Origin of the sequence: Flavihumibacter stibioxidans (genome assembly GCF_014332695.1) — a bacterium.
GTDB classification, from domain to species: Bacteria; Bacteroidota; Bacteroidia; order Chitinophagales; family Chitinophagaceae; genus Flavihumibacter; species Flavihumibacter stibioxidans.
The window spans coordinates 755,998-775,109 of record NZ_MBUA01000012.1 but is presented as its reverse complement, the minus strand read 5'-3'; the positions used below and the strand labels follow the sequence as shown (position 1 = coordinate 775,109).

12 protein-coding genes and 1 pseudogene are annotated in these 19,112 nt (G+C 51.6%); 9 read left to right on the top strand and 4 right to left on the bottom strand.

What is annotated here, in order from left to right:
* Positions 1–172 precede the first annotated feature (172 nt).
* Positions 173–1,261, top strand: coding sequence for a cytochrome-c peroxidase (locus BC349_RS10460; protein ID WP_187256673.1), 1,089 nt, complete (start codon positions 173–175; stop codon positions 1,259–1,261).
* 216 nt (positions 1,262–1,477) lie between these two features.
* A pseudogene (locus BC349_RS20235) lies at positions 1,478–1,921 on the top strand (DUF1016 N-terminal domain-containing protein); the annotation flags it as partial.
* Positions 1,922–2,053: 132 nt separating this feature from the next.
* Here BC349_RS20235 and BC349_RS10450 read toward each other — a convergent pair.
* Complete coding sequence (locus BC349_RS10450; RefSeq protein ID WP_187256672.1) at positions 2,054–3,463, bottom strand: M16 family metallopeptidase; 1,410 nt, start codon at positions 3,461–3,463, stop codon at positions 2,054–2,056.
* 18 nt (positions 3,464–3,481) lie between these two features.
* The gene (locus BC349_RS10445) at positions 3,482–4,795 is read right to left on the bottom strand and encodes a M16 family metallopeptidase (RefSeq protein ID WP_187256671.1); all 1,314 of its coding nucleotides are present in this window, start codon (positions 4,793–4,795) and stop codon (positions 3,482–3,484) included.
* 140 nt (positions 4,796–4,935) lie between these two features.
* Here BC349_RS10445 and BC349_RS10440 point away from each other — a divergent pair, with 140 nt between their 5' ends.
* On the top strand, positions 4,936–6,543 hold the full coding sequence (locus BC349_RS10440) for an OmpA family protein (protein ID WP_187256670.1): 1,608 nt from the start codon (positions 4,936–4,938) through the stop codon (positions 6,541–6,543).
* A gap of 81 nt (positions 6,544–6,624) precedes the next feature.
* A complete protein-coding gene (locus BC349_RS10435) occupies positions 6,625–7,383 on the top strand; it encodes a DUF4412 domain-containing protein (protein ID WP_187256669.1) in 759 nt (252 codons plus the stop codon).
* 29 nt (positions 7,384–7,412) lie between these two features.
* On the opposite strand, the gene BC349_RS10430 is transcribed toward BC349_RS10435, so the two are convergent.
* Positions 7,413–9,554, bottom strand: a complete 2,142-nt coding sequence (locus tag BC349_RS10430; RefSeq protein WP_187256668.1) for a glycoside hydrolase family 97 protein — start codon at positions 9,552–9,554, stop codon at positions 7,413–7,415.
* A gap of 202 nt (positions 9,555–9,756) precedes the next feature.
* On the opposite strand from BC349_RS10430, the gene BC349_RS10425 reads away from it, so the two are divergent.
* The 3 genes from BC349_RS10425 (at position 9,757) to BC349_RS10415 (ending at position 11,212) form a co-directional block, all read left to right on the top strand.
* Complete coding sequence (locus BC349_RS10425) at positions 9,757–10,083, top strand: hypothetical protein (protein WP_187256667.1); 327 nt, start codon at positions 9,757–9,759, stop codon at positions 10,081–10,083.
* Positions 10,084–10,251: 168 nt separating this feature from the next.
* Entirely contained in the window at positions 10,252–10,671 is a 420-nt protein-coding gene (locus BC349_RS10420) for a DsrE family protein (protein ID WP_187256666.1), read from the top strand.
* A gap of 10 nt (positions 10,672–10,681) precedes the next feature.
* The gene (locus tag BC349_RS10415; protein WP_187256665.1) at positions 10,682–11,212 is read left to right on the top strand and encodes a TlpA family protein disulfide reductase; all 531 of its coding nucleotides are present in this window, start codon (positions 10,682–10,684) and stop codon (positions 11,210–11,212) included.
* Positions 11,213–11,346: 134 nt separating this feature from the next.
* On the opposite strand, the gene BC349_RS10410 is transcribed toward BC349_RS10415, so the two are convergent.
* On the bottom strand, positions 11,347–15,150 hold the full coding sequence (locus BC349_RS10410; protein WP_187256664.1) for a fibronectin type III domain-containing protein: 3,804 nt from the start codon (positions 15,148–15,150) through the stop codon (positions 11,347–11,349).
* 183 nt (positions 15,151–15,333) lie between these two features.
* On the opposite strand from BC349_RS10410, the gene BC349_RS10405 reads away from it, so the two are divergent.
* On the top strand, positions 15,334–18,429 hold the full coding sequence (locus BC349_RS10405; protein WP_187256663.1) for a sensor histidine kinase: 3,096 nt from the start codon (positions 15,334–15,336) through the stop codon (positions 18,427–18,429).
* 23 nt (positions 18,430–18,452) lie between these two features.
* Entirely contained in the window at positions 18,453–19,088 is a 636-nt protein-coding gene (locus BC349_RS10400) for a response regulator (RefSeq protein ID WP_187256662.1), read from the top strand.
* The last annotated feature ends 24 nt before the right edge of the window (positions 19,089–19,112 follow it).

Here is a 19,112-nt window from a genome sequence, read left to right as displayed (position 1 = left end):
CGGGAAGTAACCCAGAAGTATTCCCGAAGCCTGTCCGAAGTATTCGCGAGCCTTTAACGAGGCCGCCACGATGCCTGAGTGTTGCTGGAAACAGGCGCGAACGGAGCTAAAATAGGACAGGAAAGGTTTTATATTGCAGGGACAGTCCCCGCGAATAGCACGTTTTTTTGTTATGAAACATTCCTCCATCATCATCTGCTCCCTGGTTCTGACGGCTTTCCTGTCGGTTTCGCTGACGGATCAACAGCATACCCAAAACCTCCGCCGCCTCTACAGCCAGCCTCCCGCCAAATGGCCCAAACCCCAGACAGACCCCGGCGTGCAGTGGCAGGAGCTGAAGGCCCTCCCAGCCCCGGATTCGGCTTATTTCGCGGCGCAGAACGACCCCCTGGTTACCCTCGGCCGCACGCTGTTTTTCGATCCCCGGCTTTCGGTGTCCAACCAGGTTTCCTGCAGCAGCTGCCACGAGCCGGAATTGTCCTGGGCCGACGGTCGCTCGGTCTCCCTGGGGCACGACCACCAGCGCGGTACCCGCAATACGCCTTCCCTCCTGAATATGGCTTATTTCTCCAGATTCTTCTGGGATGGCCGCGCCCGCACCCTCCAGCAGCAGGCAATCAACCCCATCTCCACCCCGCACGAAATGGCGATGGACCTGACAAAACTGATTCCCAAGATCCGCTCGATCAAAGGCTACGCACCCCTCTTCCTGGCGGCTTACGACAACGAAGAGGTTTCCATGGAGGGCATGCTCGACGCCCTGGCGGCTTTCGAAGAAACGATCACCAGCCGCCCGGGTAAATTCGACGATTTCCTGAACGGCCAGCACCAGTCCCTCTCCGACGAAGAGCTCCAGGGGCTGCACCTGTTCCGCACCAAGGCCCGCTGTATCAACTGCCACCACGGCACTTATTTCACCGACGAACTGTTTCACCGCACGGGCATCGAACACTTCCTGCCCGGCGCAGATAGCGGCCGCTTCCTGGTGTCCAGAAACCCAGCGGACCTGGGTAAGTTCCGCACCCCCTCCCTGCGCGATGTCATGCGCACAGGCCCCTGGATGCACAACGGCCAGCACGACGAAATGGATAGTATCCTCCACTTGTATAATACCGGTATGCCCCAGCCGAACCAAACCCCAATCGACCCGCTGATCAAACCACTGGGCTTGTCCGAAAAGGAAAAGCGCGCTTTAAAGGCTTTCCTCCATGCCATCTCCCACAAGCCTTATAAAATCACCCGGCCAGCATTACCCCAATAGAAAAGCCCACATCCTGTTTCTTCTGAACAAATAACGATCCCGCGCAACCGGCATACCAAAATGAACCCGCAGGAATACTAGTCCTGTCTGCTTGAGTCTGCCCGGGACTCCCACCTGGCTGCATAATTCTAAAATTGATTACCGGTCACCAGTAATCGATGAATTACAGTGATAACACCCTGTTTCACTCGTTTAGGAGTTAATATTTTTATTTCTATGGCAAAGCTTCCAGTCGATACTCATTACAGAGCCTTTTTGACGGAAATAAAGGAGAAAGTGTACCAGGCGCAATACCAGGCTATGAAGCAGGTTAATATCGCGCTGATCGGTCTGTATTGGGAAATCGGTCAGGGTATTGTAGAGCGGCAGCAACAATATAAATGGGGAAAGTCTATTGTGGAAAACCTGTCTGTTGACCTGCAAAAAGAGTTTCCTGGAGTAGATGGTTTAAGTAGCCGTAATCTCTGGTTAATGCGGAAATTTTACAAGGAATACAGCGGGAACGAAAAACTGCAGCCAATGGTTGCAGAAATTGGGTGGACCCACAATATCCTTATTTTGGAAAAGTGCAAGAATGTGTTAGAGAGGGAATTTTATATCAAAATGGTGATTAAATATGGGTGGACAAAAAGTGTGCTGATCCATCATATTGAATCCGGCAGTTACGAGCGTTTTTTGACTGGACAAACCAATTTTGACATTGCCCCAATAAAAAAAATCCCCATCCTCAAACCCGCTGCAGCAGCAAGTTCCAGGATGGGGGACTTCCCTGAATTAAATTTCCCTATAGCATCAAAATCCTTTCTTCGGAGCAGCTTCCCCGCTTATCTCCACCTCCGTCACCGGCCCATACTTCTCCACGATCTTTTTGATGTCGGCCGACTTTCCCACCATCACCAACTGCAGCTTGTCTTTCGGGAAATAGGTGGCGATGATTTCCTTCGCCCGCGCCACACTGAGTCCGTCTACGGTGGACTGGAAATTGTTGATATAGGATTCATTGAATCCATACCAGTACATCTGCGTTAACAGTCCGGCTAACTGCCCGCTGGTCTCATAACGCGGCGGAAACTGCCCTTTCACATAGTTCTTCGCCGAGGCCAAAGATTGCTCATCCACCCCCTGCTGGTGCAGGCGCTGCAACACTTCCAGCGCCTTGTCGATGGCGGCCTCAGTGGTCTCCGTAGCGGTAAAAGTGCTGATGGTAAAGGACCCGCCTTTTTTCAACGAACTGAAATTGCTGCCGGCGCCATAGGTCAAACCAGTATTGACCCGCAACTCATCGTTGAGCATGGAGGTAAACCTGCCCCCAAACAACGTATTGATGACTTCAATGGCTACATAATCCGGATTGTTCCTCGCCACCCCCGGCGCCCCGATGTAAAAAGTGGTTTCCTTCGCGTCGTTCTTGTTGATGAGCAATACCCGGTTGCCGGTGGGTTTTTCAATGGGCTGGGCGGACAGGTCGGCACCGGCGCGACTCCCTTTTTTCCAGTCCGCAAAGAGCTTGCTGACGAGCGTTTTCATCTCGCTGCTTTTGAAATCCCCTGTGATGGCTATGGCCGATCCGTTGGGGATATAGTTCTGCCGGAAGAAGTCCCGCAGATCCGCCACTCCCAGTGCCGACACACTGGCGGGCGTGCCGCTGATGATATTGCCGTACACGTGCTTGCCGTAAAGGAACTGGTCGAATTTTGCACCGATCACGCTGCGCGGACTTTCCTTGCTTTGCTCCAGCCGCAGCAACGCCCGGCGTTTTTCCTTGGCAAACTCCGCAGTGTCAAAGCGTGGCGCAGTGAGCAGCTCGTACACAATGCCCAGCAGTTTTGCCTGGTCTTTCGCGGCAAAGGAGGCCGACAGTCCCGCGTATTCCTTGGTCGCATAAGCATTGACGGTAGCCCCCAGGAAATCCAGTTCTTCATCGAGTTGCTGTTTACTGTAGCTCTTCGTACCGTGCTTCAACGCGTTGGCAGTGAAGGATGCGAGTCCGGCTTTCCCGCCGTCATAGATGGCACCCGCCGGCACTATGGCCGATACCGATATCATGGGCACTTCGTGCTGCTCCATCAGATACACGGTGAGGCCGTTCTTCAGCACAAATTTCTGGTAGGCGGGCAGCTTGAAGCCCTGTGCCCAGGCACCCATCGAACAGATCAGGGCGGCCACGACCAGGTAAACTGGTATATAGTTGATTCGTTTCATGTTTCTTGTGTTGTGGTGTTATTCTTCGGTTTTTGCCTGCAACAGCCCTACGGTGCGGTTGGACTTAGTGAAATATTTTCCCGCCACCCGGCGGATATCCTCCACCGTTACTTTGTTGTATTGGTCCGGTGCCTCAAAGAGCTTGCGGTAGTCGCCAAAGAAGACTTCATAGGTGCCGATATTGTTGGATTTCCCATTGATGGTTTCGATCTGGCGGTAGAATTCTATGAGTTTGCGGTTCTTCACTTTTTCCAGCTCCTCCGGACTTACGCCGTTCTTCTTGATGGCTTCCAGCCCGGCATAGATCTCGTTTTCCAGGTCGGCAGGAGCTGTTCCCTTTCCCGCCACAGCGGTTACCCGAAACAGGGTGGGATCAAAGCTTTCCTGGTAACTGGCAAACACGCTGCTGGCGAGCTGCTTCTGGTCCACGAGGCTGCTGTATAACCGGGACGACTGTCCGCCGGTGAGCAGGTCGCGCAGCAGCACGAGGGGATAATAGTCTTCGTGTGTCGCTTCGGGCGTGTGCCAGGCGATGCTGAGATAGGGCGTGGCCACGTCTTTCTGCATAGCGATCCTTCTTTCCCCGGTTTGTATGGGCTCTTTAATGTGCACGGGCGGCGGGGCTGCCTGCGCCGGGATGGGCTCCAGGTATTGCTCTGCCATCTTTTTTACATCGGCCATGGTGATGGCGCCGGATACGACCACCACACAGTTGTTGGGGGCATAATAGGTTTTGAAATAGCGCTCGAGGTCGGCCTGCTTCCAGTTTTTCATATCATCGAGGTAACCGATCACGGGCCAGTGGTAGGGATGCTCCTGGAATGCCTGTCCCTGCACTGCTTCATAGAGCATGCGGATGGGCGAATTTTCGAGTCCCGTACTGCGTTCCGAGATCACCACCCCTCTTTCGCTTTCCACTACTTTTGGGTCGATGCTCAGGCTGGATATGCGGTCCGCTTCCAGGTCAAAGATCACACCGGTGGCCGAGGCGGGAAACCAGTTGGTGTACACGGTCACGTCCTCGCGGGTATAGGCATTGTTGGCGCCGCCATTGTATTCCATGGTGCGGTCGAATTCCTTGGGACCGTATTTTTTGGCCCCGTTGAACATCATGTGCTCAAAGAAATGCGAGAGGCCGGTGATGCCCTGGTATTCATTGCGCGATCCCACGCGATAAAACAGGTACATATTGGCGTTAGGTATGGAAAAATCTTCCACTACCAGGAATTTCATGCCGTTTTTCAGCGTGAAAGTCTTCACTTCATCGGCCTTCATCTGTGCCTGTCCGCCGAGGGACAGGGCCAGCAGGGCTGATATCCAGATTTTTTTCATAATGTGTGTTTGTCTGAACTGTAATTAGGTGGTTAAATCTACAACACCAACCAGTTATGGCGCCTGCCGCTGATAAAATTCATCGTTTGCCCTAATAAAATTGCCTTCAAATCGTTTAAAGGGGAGTAAAATCCACTCCTTTGAAAAGAATTGTATCTTTTTTGTTGTTGTGCTGCGTTGCCCACGGCGTTTTTGCCCAGCCCGCCATCGATACTACGGTCCGGCTGATTGCCCAGAAAGAGAATGTGATCAAGGCCGAAACGGTCATTAAGATCGAGAACCTGGGGGAGAAGATCAATTCCGACCTGCCGGAGTTGCGGCCCACGATTTCGGCCGATGGCAACCTGCTGTTTTTTATCTGCGAGAACCATCCCGCCAATACCAAATACCGCTCTGTGCCGAATTCACAGGATATCTGGGTGAGTTTCCGCGATGAGCAGGGCAACTGGAGCGAGGCCCGGCATTTGTCCTACCCACTCAACACGGCGCAGTACAATGCGGTGTACTGGATTTCTCCCGATAACAACCGCATCCTGATCCGCGGGGCTTTTGTACAGGGTTCCTATGCCGGCAAGGGGGTGTCGATGAGCGACCTGCAGGAAGATGGCCGCTGGAGCCAGCCCCAGGCCCTGAATATCAAAAACTACCTGAAGTACGACCGCGGCCGCCAGTCCGGCGCCACGATGGCCCACAGCGGCCAGACCCTGTTACTGTATATGGCCCCGGAAGAGGGCAGTTCCTTCAACGATATTTTTGTCAGTCACCTGCACAAGGATGGCTACTGGACCGAACCGAAGAGCCTCGGTAAGAAGATCAACGCCCCTGAAACGGACGAGATGACGCCCTACCTGGCCGCCGATGGCGAAACGCTTTATTTCAGCAGCAACCGCGAGGGCGGACTGGGCGACAACGATATCTGGATGGCGAAGAGGCTGGATGATAGCTGGACCAAATGGAGTGATCCCGTAAACCTGGGCAGTCCGATTAATACCCCCAACTGGGATGCTTTTTTTAATATGGATGCCGGGGGTGAGTATGCGTATCTCACCACCAGCGAAGAGGGTTATGGCGAAAGCGATATCGTGCGCGTGAAACTGCTGGAGCGCGAAAAGCCCGATCCGGTGGTGCTGGTCAGCGGCAATGTGTACAACAAGAAAACCGGCGAGCCGCTGAGCGCCGACCTGCTGTATGAAACCCTGCCCGATGGCACCCAGGTGGGCAATGGTATTTCCAATCCCATCGACGGGTCCTTCAAAATCGTGTTGCCTTACAACAAGAACTACGGCATCCGTGCCACGGCCAAACATTTCTTCTCTATCTCCGAATACCTGAAACTGGATTCGCTGATCAAGGAAGGGTACGTGGAGATTCATAAAGATCTATACCTGGTGCCGGTGGAGATCGGGCAAACGGTTCGCCTCAACAATGTATTCTTCGACTTCGACAAGTGGAGCCTGCGTCCCGAGTCCTTTGTGGAGCTCGATCGCGTGGTGAAACTGTTGAAAGAAAATCCAGCCATCGAAATTGAACTGAGCGCGCATACAGATAGCCGTGGTTCCGATGAGTACAACTTCAAACTCAGCGATAACCGCGCCCGCTCGGTGATGGAATATATCCTGTCGAAGGGTATTGATGCATCGCGTTTGCGCTCGCAGGGTTATGGCGAAACCAAACACCTGACGACAGATGAAACCGAGGCTGGTCACCAGTTGAACCGCAGGGTGGAGTTTACGATCCTGAAGGGCTAAAATCCGGGTGGGTTGCTTGATTATTTGGCTTAACTTTCGGGTGGTTAAGGCGATGATTTCATTCATTCAAAATCTATCGTCATGAGTTTCCACCTGTCGTTTGGGGTTGCCGCCCCGTTTAAAAAGATCACCTGTATTGTAACGCTTTGCGCTGCTTTTGCCTGTTTGTCGCCTGCAACCCTGCAGGCACAGAATGCAGATGGGTTGCAGGATGAATACAAGTTCCAGATGGGCATCACTTACAATATGACCATGGAAAAGGGTGGCAGGAATGGCAAGACCAACCAAATGACTATGTGGTTTGCCCCGGCCGATTATGCCGGCTTCGACGTGGGCGAGCAGAAGGGCATGGCCATGGTGTACGATTTTAAATCCGAGGTGATGGTTACTTTCATGGAGGCCCAGAAGATGGGGATGATCATTGACATGAAAAAGATACACAAGATGGTTGCCGACCAGGCAGCACTGGAGGGCCGGGATTTGAAAGAGGAGGAGGTGAAGATCACGAAAACAGGCCGCACCGAAAATATCCTGGGTTATAAATGCGCTGAGTACAGTGTGGTGTCTGACAAGTCCACCGGAAATGTATGGGTTACAAGTGAACTGGGTGCCGGCTTTGGCAACTATATGAAAAACTTTTCCATGATCATGCAGGGTAACCAGAAGGGTCAGTCGAACCTGCCGAATATGAAGGGACTCGCCAGCGGTGTGATGCTGCGGATGGAAACAAAGGAGACCAGTTCTGGGGATGTTTCAAGGTTCGACGCAACTGCTGTGAACAAGGAGGGTAAAATCATCAAAACAGCAGAGTATAAAATAATGAAAATGCCGGGACAATAGCCCGGCATTTTCTGTTGGTTTTTCAGGATCTATTTTGATCGTAGTTTTTTGAGGGATTTCAATTCTGCCGCTGTGGCTTTTTTCAGGCTGATGGCTACACCGCCACTGGCTGCGAGTGCTTGTTTGAGTGTTGATTTTTTATTCACCAGCACTTTGTAAATATGGTACTGCTGCGGGTTGTGGATATAGTGTGCCGTCTTCCCGTCCTCATATATCGTCGCTACATAATAATCATCCGAATCCAGGAAGCTGAAGTCGATGCTGGTCTGGCGCGGGTTCTCGTCGGTGATGCCACCCACAAACCATTCTTCCTTTCCTTTCGCCTTGCGCGCCATGGTGATATAATCTCCCGGCTCTGCCGATAGTATTCTGGTCTCATCCCAATCCACCGCCACGTCCTTGATGAACTGGAATGCATCCGGAAAACGATCGTAATTGTCGATGATATCCGCTGCCATCTGCAATGGACTGTACATGGTAACGTAGAGGGCTAGCTGCTTTACGAGTGTGGTCTTTACATAACGCGTGTCGCCGGGCTGGTAATAATCGAGTTTTGTCTGGAAGATACCGGGCGTGTAATCCATCGGTCCGCCCATCAGCCGGGTAAAGGGAAGGATGGTGGTATGATCGGGATTGTTGCCGCCAAAGGTTTCGAACTCCGTGCCCCTTGCCGCTTCCGCCGCGATGGCATTGGGCCAGGTACGGTGCAGTCCGGTTGGATGCACCGACTCATGCGAGTTCACCATGATCTTGTAACCTGCGGCTTTCTGGATAACGCGGTTGTAATGGTCGATCATCCACTGACTGTAATGGTGTTCGCCGCGCGGGATGATATTGCCCACATAACCGGTCTTCACGGCATTGTAGCCATGGTTCACCATGAAGCGGAAAGCAGTGTCGAGCCATCGTTCGTAGTTGGTGGCAGCAGCGGAAGTTTCGTGGTGCATGATGATCCTGACGCCTTTGGAGCGGGCATAGTCGGTCAGCATTTTTGCATCAAAATCGGGGTAGGGGGTAACGAAGTCAAAAACGAATTCCTTCGACTTGCCGAACCAGTCCTCCCAGCCTTCGTTCCAGCCTTCCACCAGTACGCCGTCGAATCCGTGTTTCGCGGCGAAGTCGATGTATTTTTTTACGTTGGCATTATTGGCCGCGTGGGTTTTGTTGGGGGTGAGTTTTTTGTAGTCTGTTTTTCCGAGGTGTACGTTGTCGATATCGGCATAGTTCCAGGAACCCTGGCCCGGACAAAACATCTGCCACCAGACGCCCACATATTTCACCGGTTTGATCCAGTCGGTGTGGGTGAGGGCGCTGGGTTCATTCAGGTTCAGGATCAGTTTGGATGCCAGGATCTTTTCTGCCTTGTCGGCCACCACGATCGTGCGCCAGGGGGTGTTGAACGGAGTCTGGATATATCCCTTCCTGCCCTGTGCATCGGGGGTGAGGTGCGATTTGAGGGAGAAATTTTTCGGGTCTAGTTCCAGGTTCATGGCGGCGTATCCGATGAGTGCCGCTTCGTGGATATTCATGTAAATACCCTCCGCGCTTTTCATCATCAGGGGTGTTTGCAGTCCCATGGGTATGATGGTCTGCGAGGCATTGCCATCGTAACTTTTATCGAAGAGGGCGGGCACTTCGGAGAGGTTGGACGTGGTGTAACTGTATTCTTCGGTGTCGTAGTCGCCGGCGATCCACCAGGCTTTCTGGTCGCCGTTCAGTGCGAACTGGCTTTCCTCTTCCTGGATGACAAAGTAGTTCAGGTTTTTCTGCTGCGGGAATTCATAGCGGAAGCCGAGACCGTCGTTGAAGAGCCTGAACCGGATGATCATGTCGCGCTGCTGGGCGGGCTGCGACAGGGTTATGGCCAGTTCGTTGTAATGGTTGAGGATGGTTTTCTGTTCCCCCATCACCGGGTTCCAGGGTTCGTTTTTGCTGGCGGTTTGCTGGTCCTTCAGTGCAAATCCGGTGCGCAGAGAAGGGGCGTTAACCAGGGTGAGTCCCAGTTTGGACGGCTGGATGATGGTCTTGCCGCCGTAGCTCAACTGGTAATGCGGAATGCTGTCGAGGAGGCTGACCTGCAGCGCCAGTTTTCCGTCGGGCGACTGGATGGTTTGTGCTGCTGCCAGTGCGCTGAAGAGGAGGGCGAGGCAACTGCTGAATACATGTTTCATACGCGGGCTGTTTAATGCCATTTCGGCTGAACTGCTAAGGTACGGCAAATGTGTAATTGATACGCAAAGTTGTGGTACGCGTCTGACGCGCGTCTGACGTACGTCAGACGCGCGTCAGACGCGTGCGGGGAAAGCCGGCTCGGATCCCCCCGCCCCCCCTTTTTTAACACCACCAAAACATACCATCTGCTAACTTGCACAAGTGAAGGATTTCGTACGGAAAATACCCTTGTTGTTGTTGCTGGCGCTGCTGGTTTCCAATGCCATTCAGGCCGGATTGGCCCGCTGCCCCCGGTTAAAAGCCGGCGCCAGACAGATGGTCAGCATAACTATGCCGGCATCGGGTTTGCATGGCGATTCGGCGCAGGCCACTGAGGTCTGCAGCACCGGAAGCCAGTATTCCCTCCGTAACAACCAGGGCCTTCCTGTTCCGCCGGTTGTTCATGTATCCCGTTATATGATTCCCCTGAATGAAACGGCCGATGGGGAAGACCATTCCATCCTGCATTTCCCCCCTCCGCGGCAATAGCCTTTCTTATCCTGATTCTTTTATTTCAAACAATTACTGATGACAAATTCAGCCCGTTTGTCGTTCAGGATCCAAACCAGTCTGATTTTTTGTACGCGGGCATCGCCCCGTTTTTTAAGAACCTGGCCATTTCGGGAAGTCTTGTTTTATTAATCAAATCGAAACAACATGAAAAGCTTTAAATTTTTACTGCTGATAGCCGCATTGCTGACGCAGTTTGTGGTTACGGCGCAGACCGCAAAATCAAAAACGGATGATATTGTTTTTTTACTCCGCCAGAAAGAACACGTAACACAGGCAGTGAAGACCATCCAGTTCCTGAAGGAGCCGGGTAGCTCTACCGTGGTTCCCGGCAAATCGGTGATCATCATTTGCGGCGAATTGGTGAAGGACCTGGTAGCAGGCGGACTGGCTGCAGAACTGACTGCCGCTGCAGAACAGGGGGTGGATGTGTATGGCTGCGGATTGTCACTCCAGAAATTCGGACTGGATAAAAGCAAATTGCCGCCAACTGTAAAATACACCCACAATGGATTGGTGATGTCGCTCGAACTGCAGAAAGCAGGCTACCTTTCAGTTGAACTTTAAAAATTATAACATGCTAAATATGAAAAATATGTGGATAGCTATTTTGATGATGATCGGGGTGTACAGTTGTGGTAACGGTAATGGAGGAACGAAGGAAGAAGTTGCCGCGGTGGCAGCAACCGCAGAACCCGCAATGGCACTGCCCTCCTTTATGGTAATGGACAGTGAAGGGAAACAAATCAACCTGCAGGACCTGAAGGGGAAGAAGGTATTTGTGAACCTCTGGGCATCCTGGTGTCCTCCCTGCCGCGCAGAAATGCCTTCTATCCAGAAACTGTATGAAAAAACCCAGGGCAGCAATGTGGCTTTTGTGATGCTGGCCCTGGATAATGATTTTAATAAATCGCTGCAGTATATGAGTGGTAAGGGTTTGATCCTGCCTGCCTACTATCCTGCGGGTCCATTGCCTGAGCTGTTTAATGTGCCTGGCATTCCGGCCACCTTCATCTTTAATGAAAAGGGCCAGTTGGTGCGCAAGATCGAAGGCTCTGATAATTATAATACAGACGAGTTCGTGAAGTTGCTAACGAAAGGGGTTTAGGATTTAAAAGCCGTCTGACGTGCGTCTGACGTACGTCAGACGCACGTCAGACGGCTACCCCCACGAAGGGCTGATAATAAAAATCGCCTGCAGGACATTATCTCCTGCAGGCGATTTAATTCATCTTGTCAACCTTAATTTTTAAGGAATGGAATGGCTTTAACCAAGCCAGATCTTGATACCACTCTCAGGTAATATATTCCCGGCCGTTCCCGGCCCCTATCCATTGTGGTGATTGAACCAGTAATAGTTGCCTGGGTAATGACCACACCCGTAGCACTAAGCACTTCAGCCTTGCCTCCCACAAATTGCCAGCTTGCATAAAAGCGAAGGTTTGTGGTTACAGGGTTCTGCAGGATGCGTACTTCGGCCCCTTCCAGCGACTTTACCAGGATCACTTTCGAAAATTCAAACCTGCCGTTGATATCAATCTGCCGGATGCGGTAATAGGCTTCCGCCACAGGATGGTTGTCGGTATAGCTGTAGTAATTGATGTGGTCACCTGCAGCTCCCGGCTGAACGGATCCGATCCGGGTGAAATTCTTTCCATCCGTACTGCGCTCCACTTCAAACAGGCGGTTCTCGCTTTCCATGGTGGTTTTCCACTCCAGTTTCACCTGCCCGTTGATATTCTTGCCGGTAAAATCCAGCCACACCACCGGCAGGGTTGAATTGGCAGGAAGGATAAAGGTTGCGGGACCGCCGGTCAGGTAACGGATAGAAGCCGGACCAAACTGGTTGTATTCAAACAGCGCAAAATAATAATCGACTGCCGGGTTGATATTGCTGATGGTCACCGTATTGCCCGTGCCATTGTACACTACAAAATTACCGGCTCCCACCTGGTCGCCCGAACCAAAGAACGGGTTCGCGAGATAAGCCTGGTTGTCTGCCGGAATACCATCCACCGCAGTTACTTCCCTTGCCAGCAGTATCCTGCGCTGACCGTTTCCATTCTGCCAGCCTAGCGTTATGGAGGTTTCACTGACATAACCCCATTGTATATCCGAAGACTGAATGGTAGGTGCACCGAAGGTGGTGAAGCTGCCGGCCAGGGGGGTCGCACTCATATATACAGGTCCATCTGTACCGTTGTATTCAAACACAGCCACATGATAGGTGAGCCCTTCTGAAAGTCCGGTTACTGTTACACTGTTACCATTATTCGAATACACGGCAGAATGACCCGGACTGATCACCGATGTGCCAAAATTGGCGTTGGGAGCATATTTGGTGAGATCAGCGGGCGTAAAGCCAATGGCCTGTCCTTCCCTAACCACTACAAGCCGCCTGTTTCCGTTTCCGTTGTTCCAGCTGATGGTGGCGCTATTGCTACCTACTGCAGAGAACATCAGGTTGGAGGCCTGGATGGTGGGAGCAGAGAGCGTATTGAACTGACCGCTACCGAAAGATGATACCAGGTAGGCTATGGTGGCTCCCGTTCCCGCATATTCGTAGATGGCAAAATGATAGGTTTTATTCGGAGCCATTCCGCTGATGTCCACATAGCTGTTGCTGCCATTGTACACCAGGTATTCACCGGCACCCAGTTGCTGTCCCGCCCCAAACTGCGCGTTGGCGGTATAATCCGTTCCATCCTGCGGAACACCCGATACCGCCGCACCTTCGCGGGCTACAACAATCCTGCGGGTGCCGTTTCCGGAGGTCCAGCTCAGCCGCACACTATTGCCTTCAATCGAGGAAAAACTCAGGTTGCTTGCGGCTACGGACGGACGGCCAAGTGTTGTCTGGCTGCCTGTCAAGGGATCGGTGTATTTATATACCGGCCCTGAATTCCCATTGGCTTCATAGACCCTGAAATGATAGGTGACTCCGGGTAGCATCGATGTTAGTGCGGCCGAGTTTCCGTTGCCATTGTACACCACATAGTTCCCATTACCCAAATGTGTACCCGAACCAAATGCTGTGCTGCCGAAATGGCTTTTCAGGTTTTCCGGGTCTGCATCCACGGGCGCGCCTGCTTTTGCGACCATCAGCCTCCTGCTGCCATTGCCGTTCGTCCAGCCGATGGTCATGGAGTTATTGGTCACCGAACTAAAGGTCATATTGGATGCGGAAATAGTGGGGGCCGATAAGGTTGCCTTGTTGCCAGCCAGGAAACTGCTGGTCAGGTACTGCCTGGTGGCACCCGTTCCGGCATATTCAAACACTGCGAAATAATAGGTCGTTGCAGGCTGCAGGCTGGTGAGGTCCACCCAACTGTTATTTGAGTTCAATACCACAAATTCCCCTGCATTCATTTCCGTTCCGCTGCCAAATACGGTACTGGCGGGATATTCCACCCCATCTGCAGGTACACTGGTTACCGGTGCTCCGGCCCTGGCCACCACAATCCGGCCGCTGCCATTCCCCATGGAAAAGCTTAACCGCATACTGTTTCCTTCAATGCTGCTGTAAGTCATATTGGAAGATGGAAGGTTGGGCCTGGAAGAAGTGGCGGCGCTGCCCCTGGCAGGATCTGTCAACAGATAAACCGGACCGCCGCCGCCATTGGCTTCAAAGATGGCGAAATGATAGGCCGCCCCGGGTTTCAGTCCGGTGACGGTTACACCATGCACGGCCCCACCGGTAATTGCGAAGTTACCCGGACTAATAGCCGCACCGTTTCCGAAGGTTGAACTGGTATAGTAGTTCTTGTAATTTTCAGGGAGGGCCGTCACTGGCGCGCCTTCGCTGGCGATCACTATTCGCTTGTTGCCATTCCCGGCCGTCCAGCTCAGCTTCATGGAAGTGGATCCGATCTCGGAAAAAATAATATTGCTGGTTGGCACGGTTGGGGCGGAAAGGGTTGTTCCGGTTGTAACAGGAAAACTGCTGGTGAGATAAGCCGGCTTGCCATCGGGCCGCAGGTCGTATTCAAAAACGGCGAAATGATAAGTGCTGGATGCCTCCAGGCCTGAAATATCGACCCAGGTCGAATTGCCTTTGTACAGAACAAATTCGCCGGGTGCCAGGGCAGCACCGTTTCCGAAAACATAGTTTGCGGTGTAATCGGTTCCGTCCACAGGTAAGGCGCTGACGGGCGATCCTTTTCTGGCTACAAGTATCCGGCCGCTGCCAGTACCGTTCGACCAGGTGAGTCGAAGTGCATTGCCATCGGGGCTGGAACTATACAAGCCGGTTGCAGCCTGCGTGGGCCTGTCTGTTGTTGCCTGGGAGGCGACAGCAGTGGTGGCTGTCAGGAACATCGGTTCACCATTACCGTTATATTCAAAAACGGCAAAGTGCATGGTGGTATTGGTACGCAGGTTGGTGATATCAGCAAAAGAGGTGTTGGATTTATACACCACAAAATTACCGCTGCCCAGTTGCGTGCCGCTTCCGAAACTGGAAACGGCTGAGTAGCTGACCAGGTTGGTGGGAGATACATCCACCGGGCTGCCGGCTTTCGCGATCACCAGCCTGCCGCGCCCGCTGCCATTGGTCCAGTTGAGCCGCAAACTGTTTCCTGATACAGCCGTGAAGTTCAGGTTGCTCGCCTGTACAGCAGGTGGTGCGGCACTGCTGGCACTGGCAGCGAGATAGGGAGATACCAGGTATTCGGTGGTGCCTCCACTGCCGTTGTATTCAAAGATGGCGAGATGGTATTCTGTGGCCGGCTCGAGGTTGCGCATGGTTACGCTGCTTCCTGCGCCGGCATACACCACGAATTCTCCGGGTGCTAACTGGAATCCCTGACCGAAATTTACATTGGCAGTATAGCCAATTCCATTCACGGGTACGGCGGTAACCGGACTTCCTTTTTTGGCAATCACGATACGGCCGGCACCATTGCCCTGGGTGAAACTCATGGTAAAATAAGTTCCCTCCTTCGCGCTTTCGGTAACGGAAAAGTTGGAAGATGCCGTTGTCGGCGGTACGGAAAATCCTGCATAACCCAGCAGGAACAGGGTTGCGAATAGTAAAATTCTTTTCATAAGTGAAGGTTTAAACAGGCCGCAAAGCTATAGCCGATGCGGAACCTATCTTCATTGTTCGAACACCGATGACAGTGATTTTATGTAAGCAGCAGGAACTTGAAAATTTTATCGCATAAACAGAAGGGTTAGCTAAGGGATGAAAATCTTAATTTAACTGAAAATTTCCGGCTCAAAACATGTATGCGTATCCTGCTTACCATAATCACCTTCCTTCAGATTAGTATTGCATACACTCAAACAATCGATGGGTACAGGAATTTTACGATTGACGATGGAATCTCCGACAACCAGGTTTCCTGCATCCTGCAGGATAGGGATGACTTTACCTGGGTGGGCACTTTAAATGGATTGAACTGGTTTGATGGTCGCCATTGGAAATTGTATAACCACCAGAACAGTGCCCTTCGCAACAGCCAGATCAGGCGATTGGCGTCGACGCCTGATCATAAGCTGGTGGCAGCAACCCGCTATGGACTCGCTGAAATTGATCATGCCACCGGCATCATGAAACATATTGAGATACCCGGACAGCCAGGTATTGAAAACTGGACCAATGATGTGCAGCACCTGGAAATTCCCGGCACCAACGAAAGAATCCTGGGTACCCTCACCGGCGTTTATGTGTACGACAGCAACTGGAATCGCATTACTGCCATCGAAGGCAATTTCGATGCCGGCCGGCGTGGCGCTAAAAGGATTTATTTCTGCCTCAACATTGCCGCATTTACCAATGGGGATGCATTACTCGCAACTACAGAGGGTTATCATATTTATTACCACCACCAGGCTAGGATTGTTCCCGTTGACCAGGATAGCTCTGCACCATATGCTTTCCTGCGCAAATTTTTAGCTGAACACCAGCGGGCTTATGTATTTGATATCAATGCCGCAGATCAGTTATTCTTTTTTGATCAGTTCAGTCGCGATGAAATGTTATATGTCCTGGATCAGGCCGGTAAAAAGTTGAAAAAATGGTACTTCCCATTTGACCCCACCTACTATATCCGATGGGATGCAAGGTTTGAATTTCCCGCCGCCGGCAGGGCCAGGATCAACTCCGCCAGGGGTGGTTTTTTTGAATGTGAGTACAACACAAACACCCTCGAACTGACCCGGCCTGTCAGCAGAAAGATGACAGCTATTGTGCCCACCCTAACCTTCGAAGACCGAATGGGCCGCAACTGGCTGGGCACCCAAACCGGTTTGCTAATGCAGGAGGGATACCAGCGTTTTTTTGAACAGTATGCGCTTCATTCCAGCCAGCAGGACAGCCTTTTCCGCGGGGTAAATAATATCCTTCGTTCCGGGCAGTACTACTGGACCAGCGTATACTCCCGCTCGGGCGGCGTCCAGGTATTTGATTCCACTTTCAGGCATATCAAAACCATCCATCCCACCAGCGGAACTGCCCCGCCAGCCTACGTTTTCCGGGTAATCCCCTGGAACTCCGACAGCCTGCTGGTGTCAACCGGTAACGGGATGTTTATGTTTCATCGCTTCAATTTCGGTTATAAACCTGTTGAACAAACCGACCTCCTGAAGGCGGCAGGTAAGGGGTTTATCCCGCTGTATTTTTTTGAATCGGCAGATGGCAGTTTATGGCTGAGCGGAGGGCGTTTTGGCGGACTGCTGGTGTATGACCCTTTGCGTAAAACAGCGAAACGGTTTGCTGCGGGTACGGGTCCCCGTGATTTTCCCCTGGGCCATGCTGCCGGTTTTCAACAGGACAACAAGGGAAATATCTGGATGATTAATGTGACCAATGGACTGACAAAATGGAATGCCAGAACCGGTCTGTTTGATACTGTGGTAACTAAAATCAACCAGGGCAATAACCCCTCGCAACAAATTTCCGGCTTCGCCATCGACGCACAGCAGCGTCATTGGTATTTTGTGAACCAGGCCGGACTGTTTTCCCGTGAAAAGTCCGGTGGCCCGATAACACAGGTACTGCAGGTGAATGATGGCGCCATTTCCGATGCACTGTCTCTGTTCTATACAGACAATCACCAGCTTTGGATCTATCTCAGTAATGGCCTGATGGTATATGATATCCAGAGTGGAAGGTCGAGGTATTTCAGCTATGGTAAAATAACCGGTAACGCAGTACCCTGGGCCTTGCAACTGGATATCGATCAGAAGAACGGCCGGCTTTACCTGGGCTGCCTGAACACTATTCTGGAAATCAAATCACTGGCTGTATTCTTTCCGGGTGAAGAAAACCCCCTCCTGTTTCGCGGAATGACCCTGCCGGGTAGCCGAAAACGACTCAACTTTTCTTCCATTGTTCCATTGAACCCCGACGAAAATAATATCTCCATAGATTTTGCCATGGTTGATTATGACCAGTTGGTTATCCCCCATTTCGAATACCGGCTGAATCATAATGGCGATGCGGGAAACTGGATTGTAGTGGATGCACAGAATAGTCTCCACTTTCATAACCTGGCCAAAGGCAACTACGATTTGCAGGTCAGGAAAATGGGGTTAAAGGAAGTTCAGCCCAACAGCCTTGCTGCTGTAAGTTTTCTGGTCCTGCCGGAATTTCATGAAACCAATCTCTTCAAACTGCTGCTGGTGCTGTTAATAATGGCGGTGATGTATGTTTTCTACCGCGCCAGGATTCAGCAGTTGGTAAGGGAGAACCTGATTCGCAAACGTATTTCCTCCGACCTGCACGACGACCTTGGGGCAAGGATAACCAGTTTGGCATTGCTGGGAGAAATTCTCGACAAAAATGTAAATGATAGCCCGCAGAGAAGCCGGTATGTGCAGAAGATGAAAGAGGAATTAAGCCTGGCTTCCGAATCCCTGGATGATATTGTGTGGAATGAAAAAACCACAGATGAATCTGCCGCTGAGCTGGTGTCGAGAATGCGCCGGTTTGCGGCAGACCTGATGGAACCAACCACCATCCACCTGCAGTTCAGGTCCGACACATTCAGCAACCGCCAGAAACTGAACAGGGAAAAAAGAAGGGATATTTTCCTGGCATATAAGGAGCTCCTGAATAATGTGCTGAAACATTCGGGTGCCGATCGCCTGCAGATTGATATTCATTCATCCGGTAATCGATTCAACCTGCTGGTGGCAGACAATGGTAAAGGTTTTCCCGCCGACCAGAAAACTGACCGCAATGGCATCAGGAGTATCCACCACCGGGTGGAAAAATGGAAAGGAAGCGTGAACTTCGAACAGCATTTCGATGGAGGTGTGCAGGTTCGGTTAACCATACCGTTTGACAGGGCATCACTCAAATGGACTAGATCTGATTAGGAATACGATCCTTAATTTAAATTATGGCAGTTCGAATTGTTTTGTTTGAAGATAATAATACGCTGAGGGAATCCCTGGCTACCCTGCTGAACAGCAGCGGCGAATTTGAAGTGGTCTACCACGACAAGGACCTGCTGGCGGCAGAAGCTATTGTAGGTGAGTACCGTCCGGAAGTGGTTATCATGGATATTGATATGCCCGAGATCAGCGGTATTGAAGGGGTTCGTACAATTAAGGAGCTCGATCCTGAAATTGATATCATCATGTACACACAGTTTGAGGAAGATGATAAATTGTTCAGCAGTTTATGCGCAGGTGCAGACGGCTACATTCTGAAAAAAACATCCCCCATCAGGCTGCTGGATGCCATCCAGGAAGTGAGGCTGGGCGGGGCTCCCATGTCACCTGCCATCGCCCGGCGTGTTCTGGGTTCCTTTAAAGCAGATCGCCCTGTTTCACCAAAGGAATACAGCCTTACCAACCGCGAACTGGAAATTCTTCAGTTATTGATCAAGGGCTACAGCATCAAACAGATTGCTTCAGAATTGTTCATCGCTTTTGATACCTGCAGAACCCATCTCCGGAATATTTACCGGAAACTTCATGTTAACTGCGGCAAGGAAGCTATCGCCAAAGTATTGCAGGAAAAGATTGTCTGATCATCTAAAAGGAGTATTTCCCTG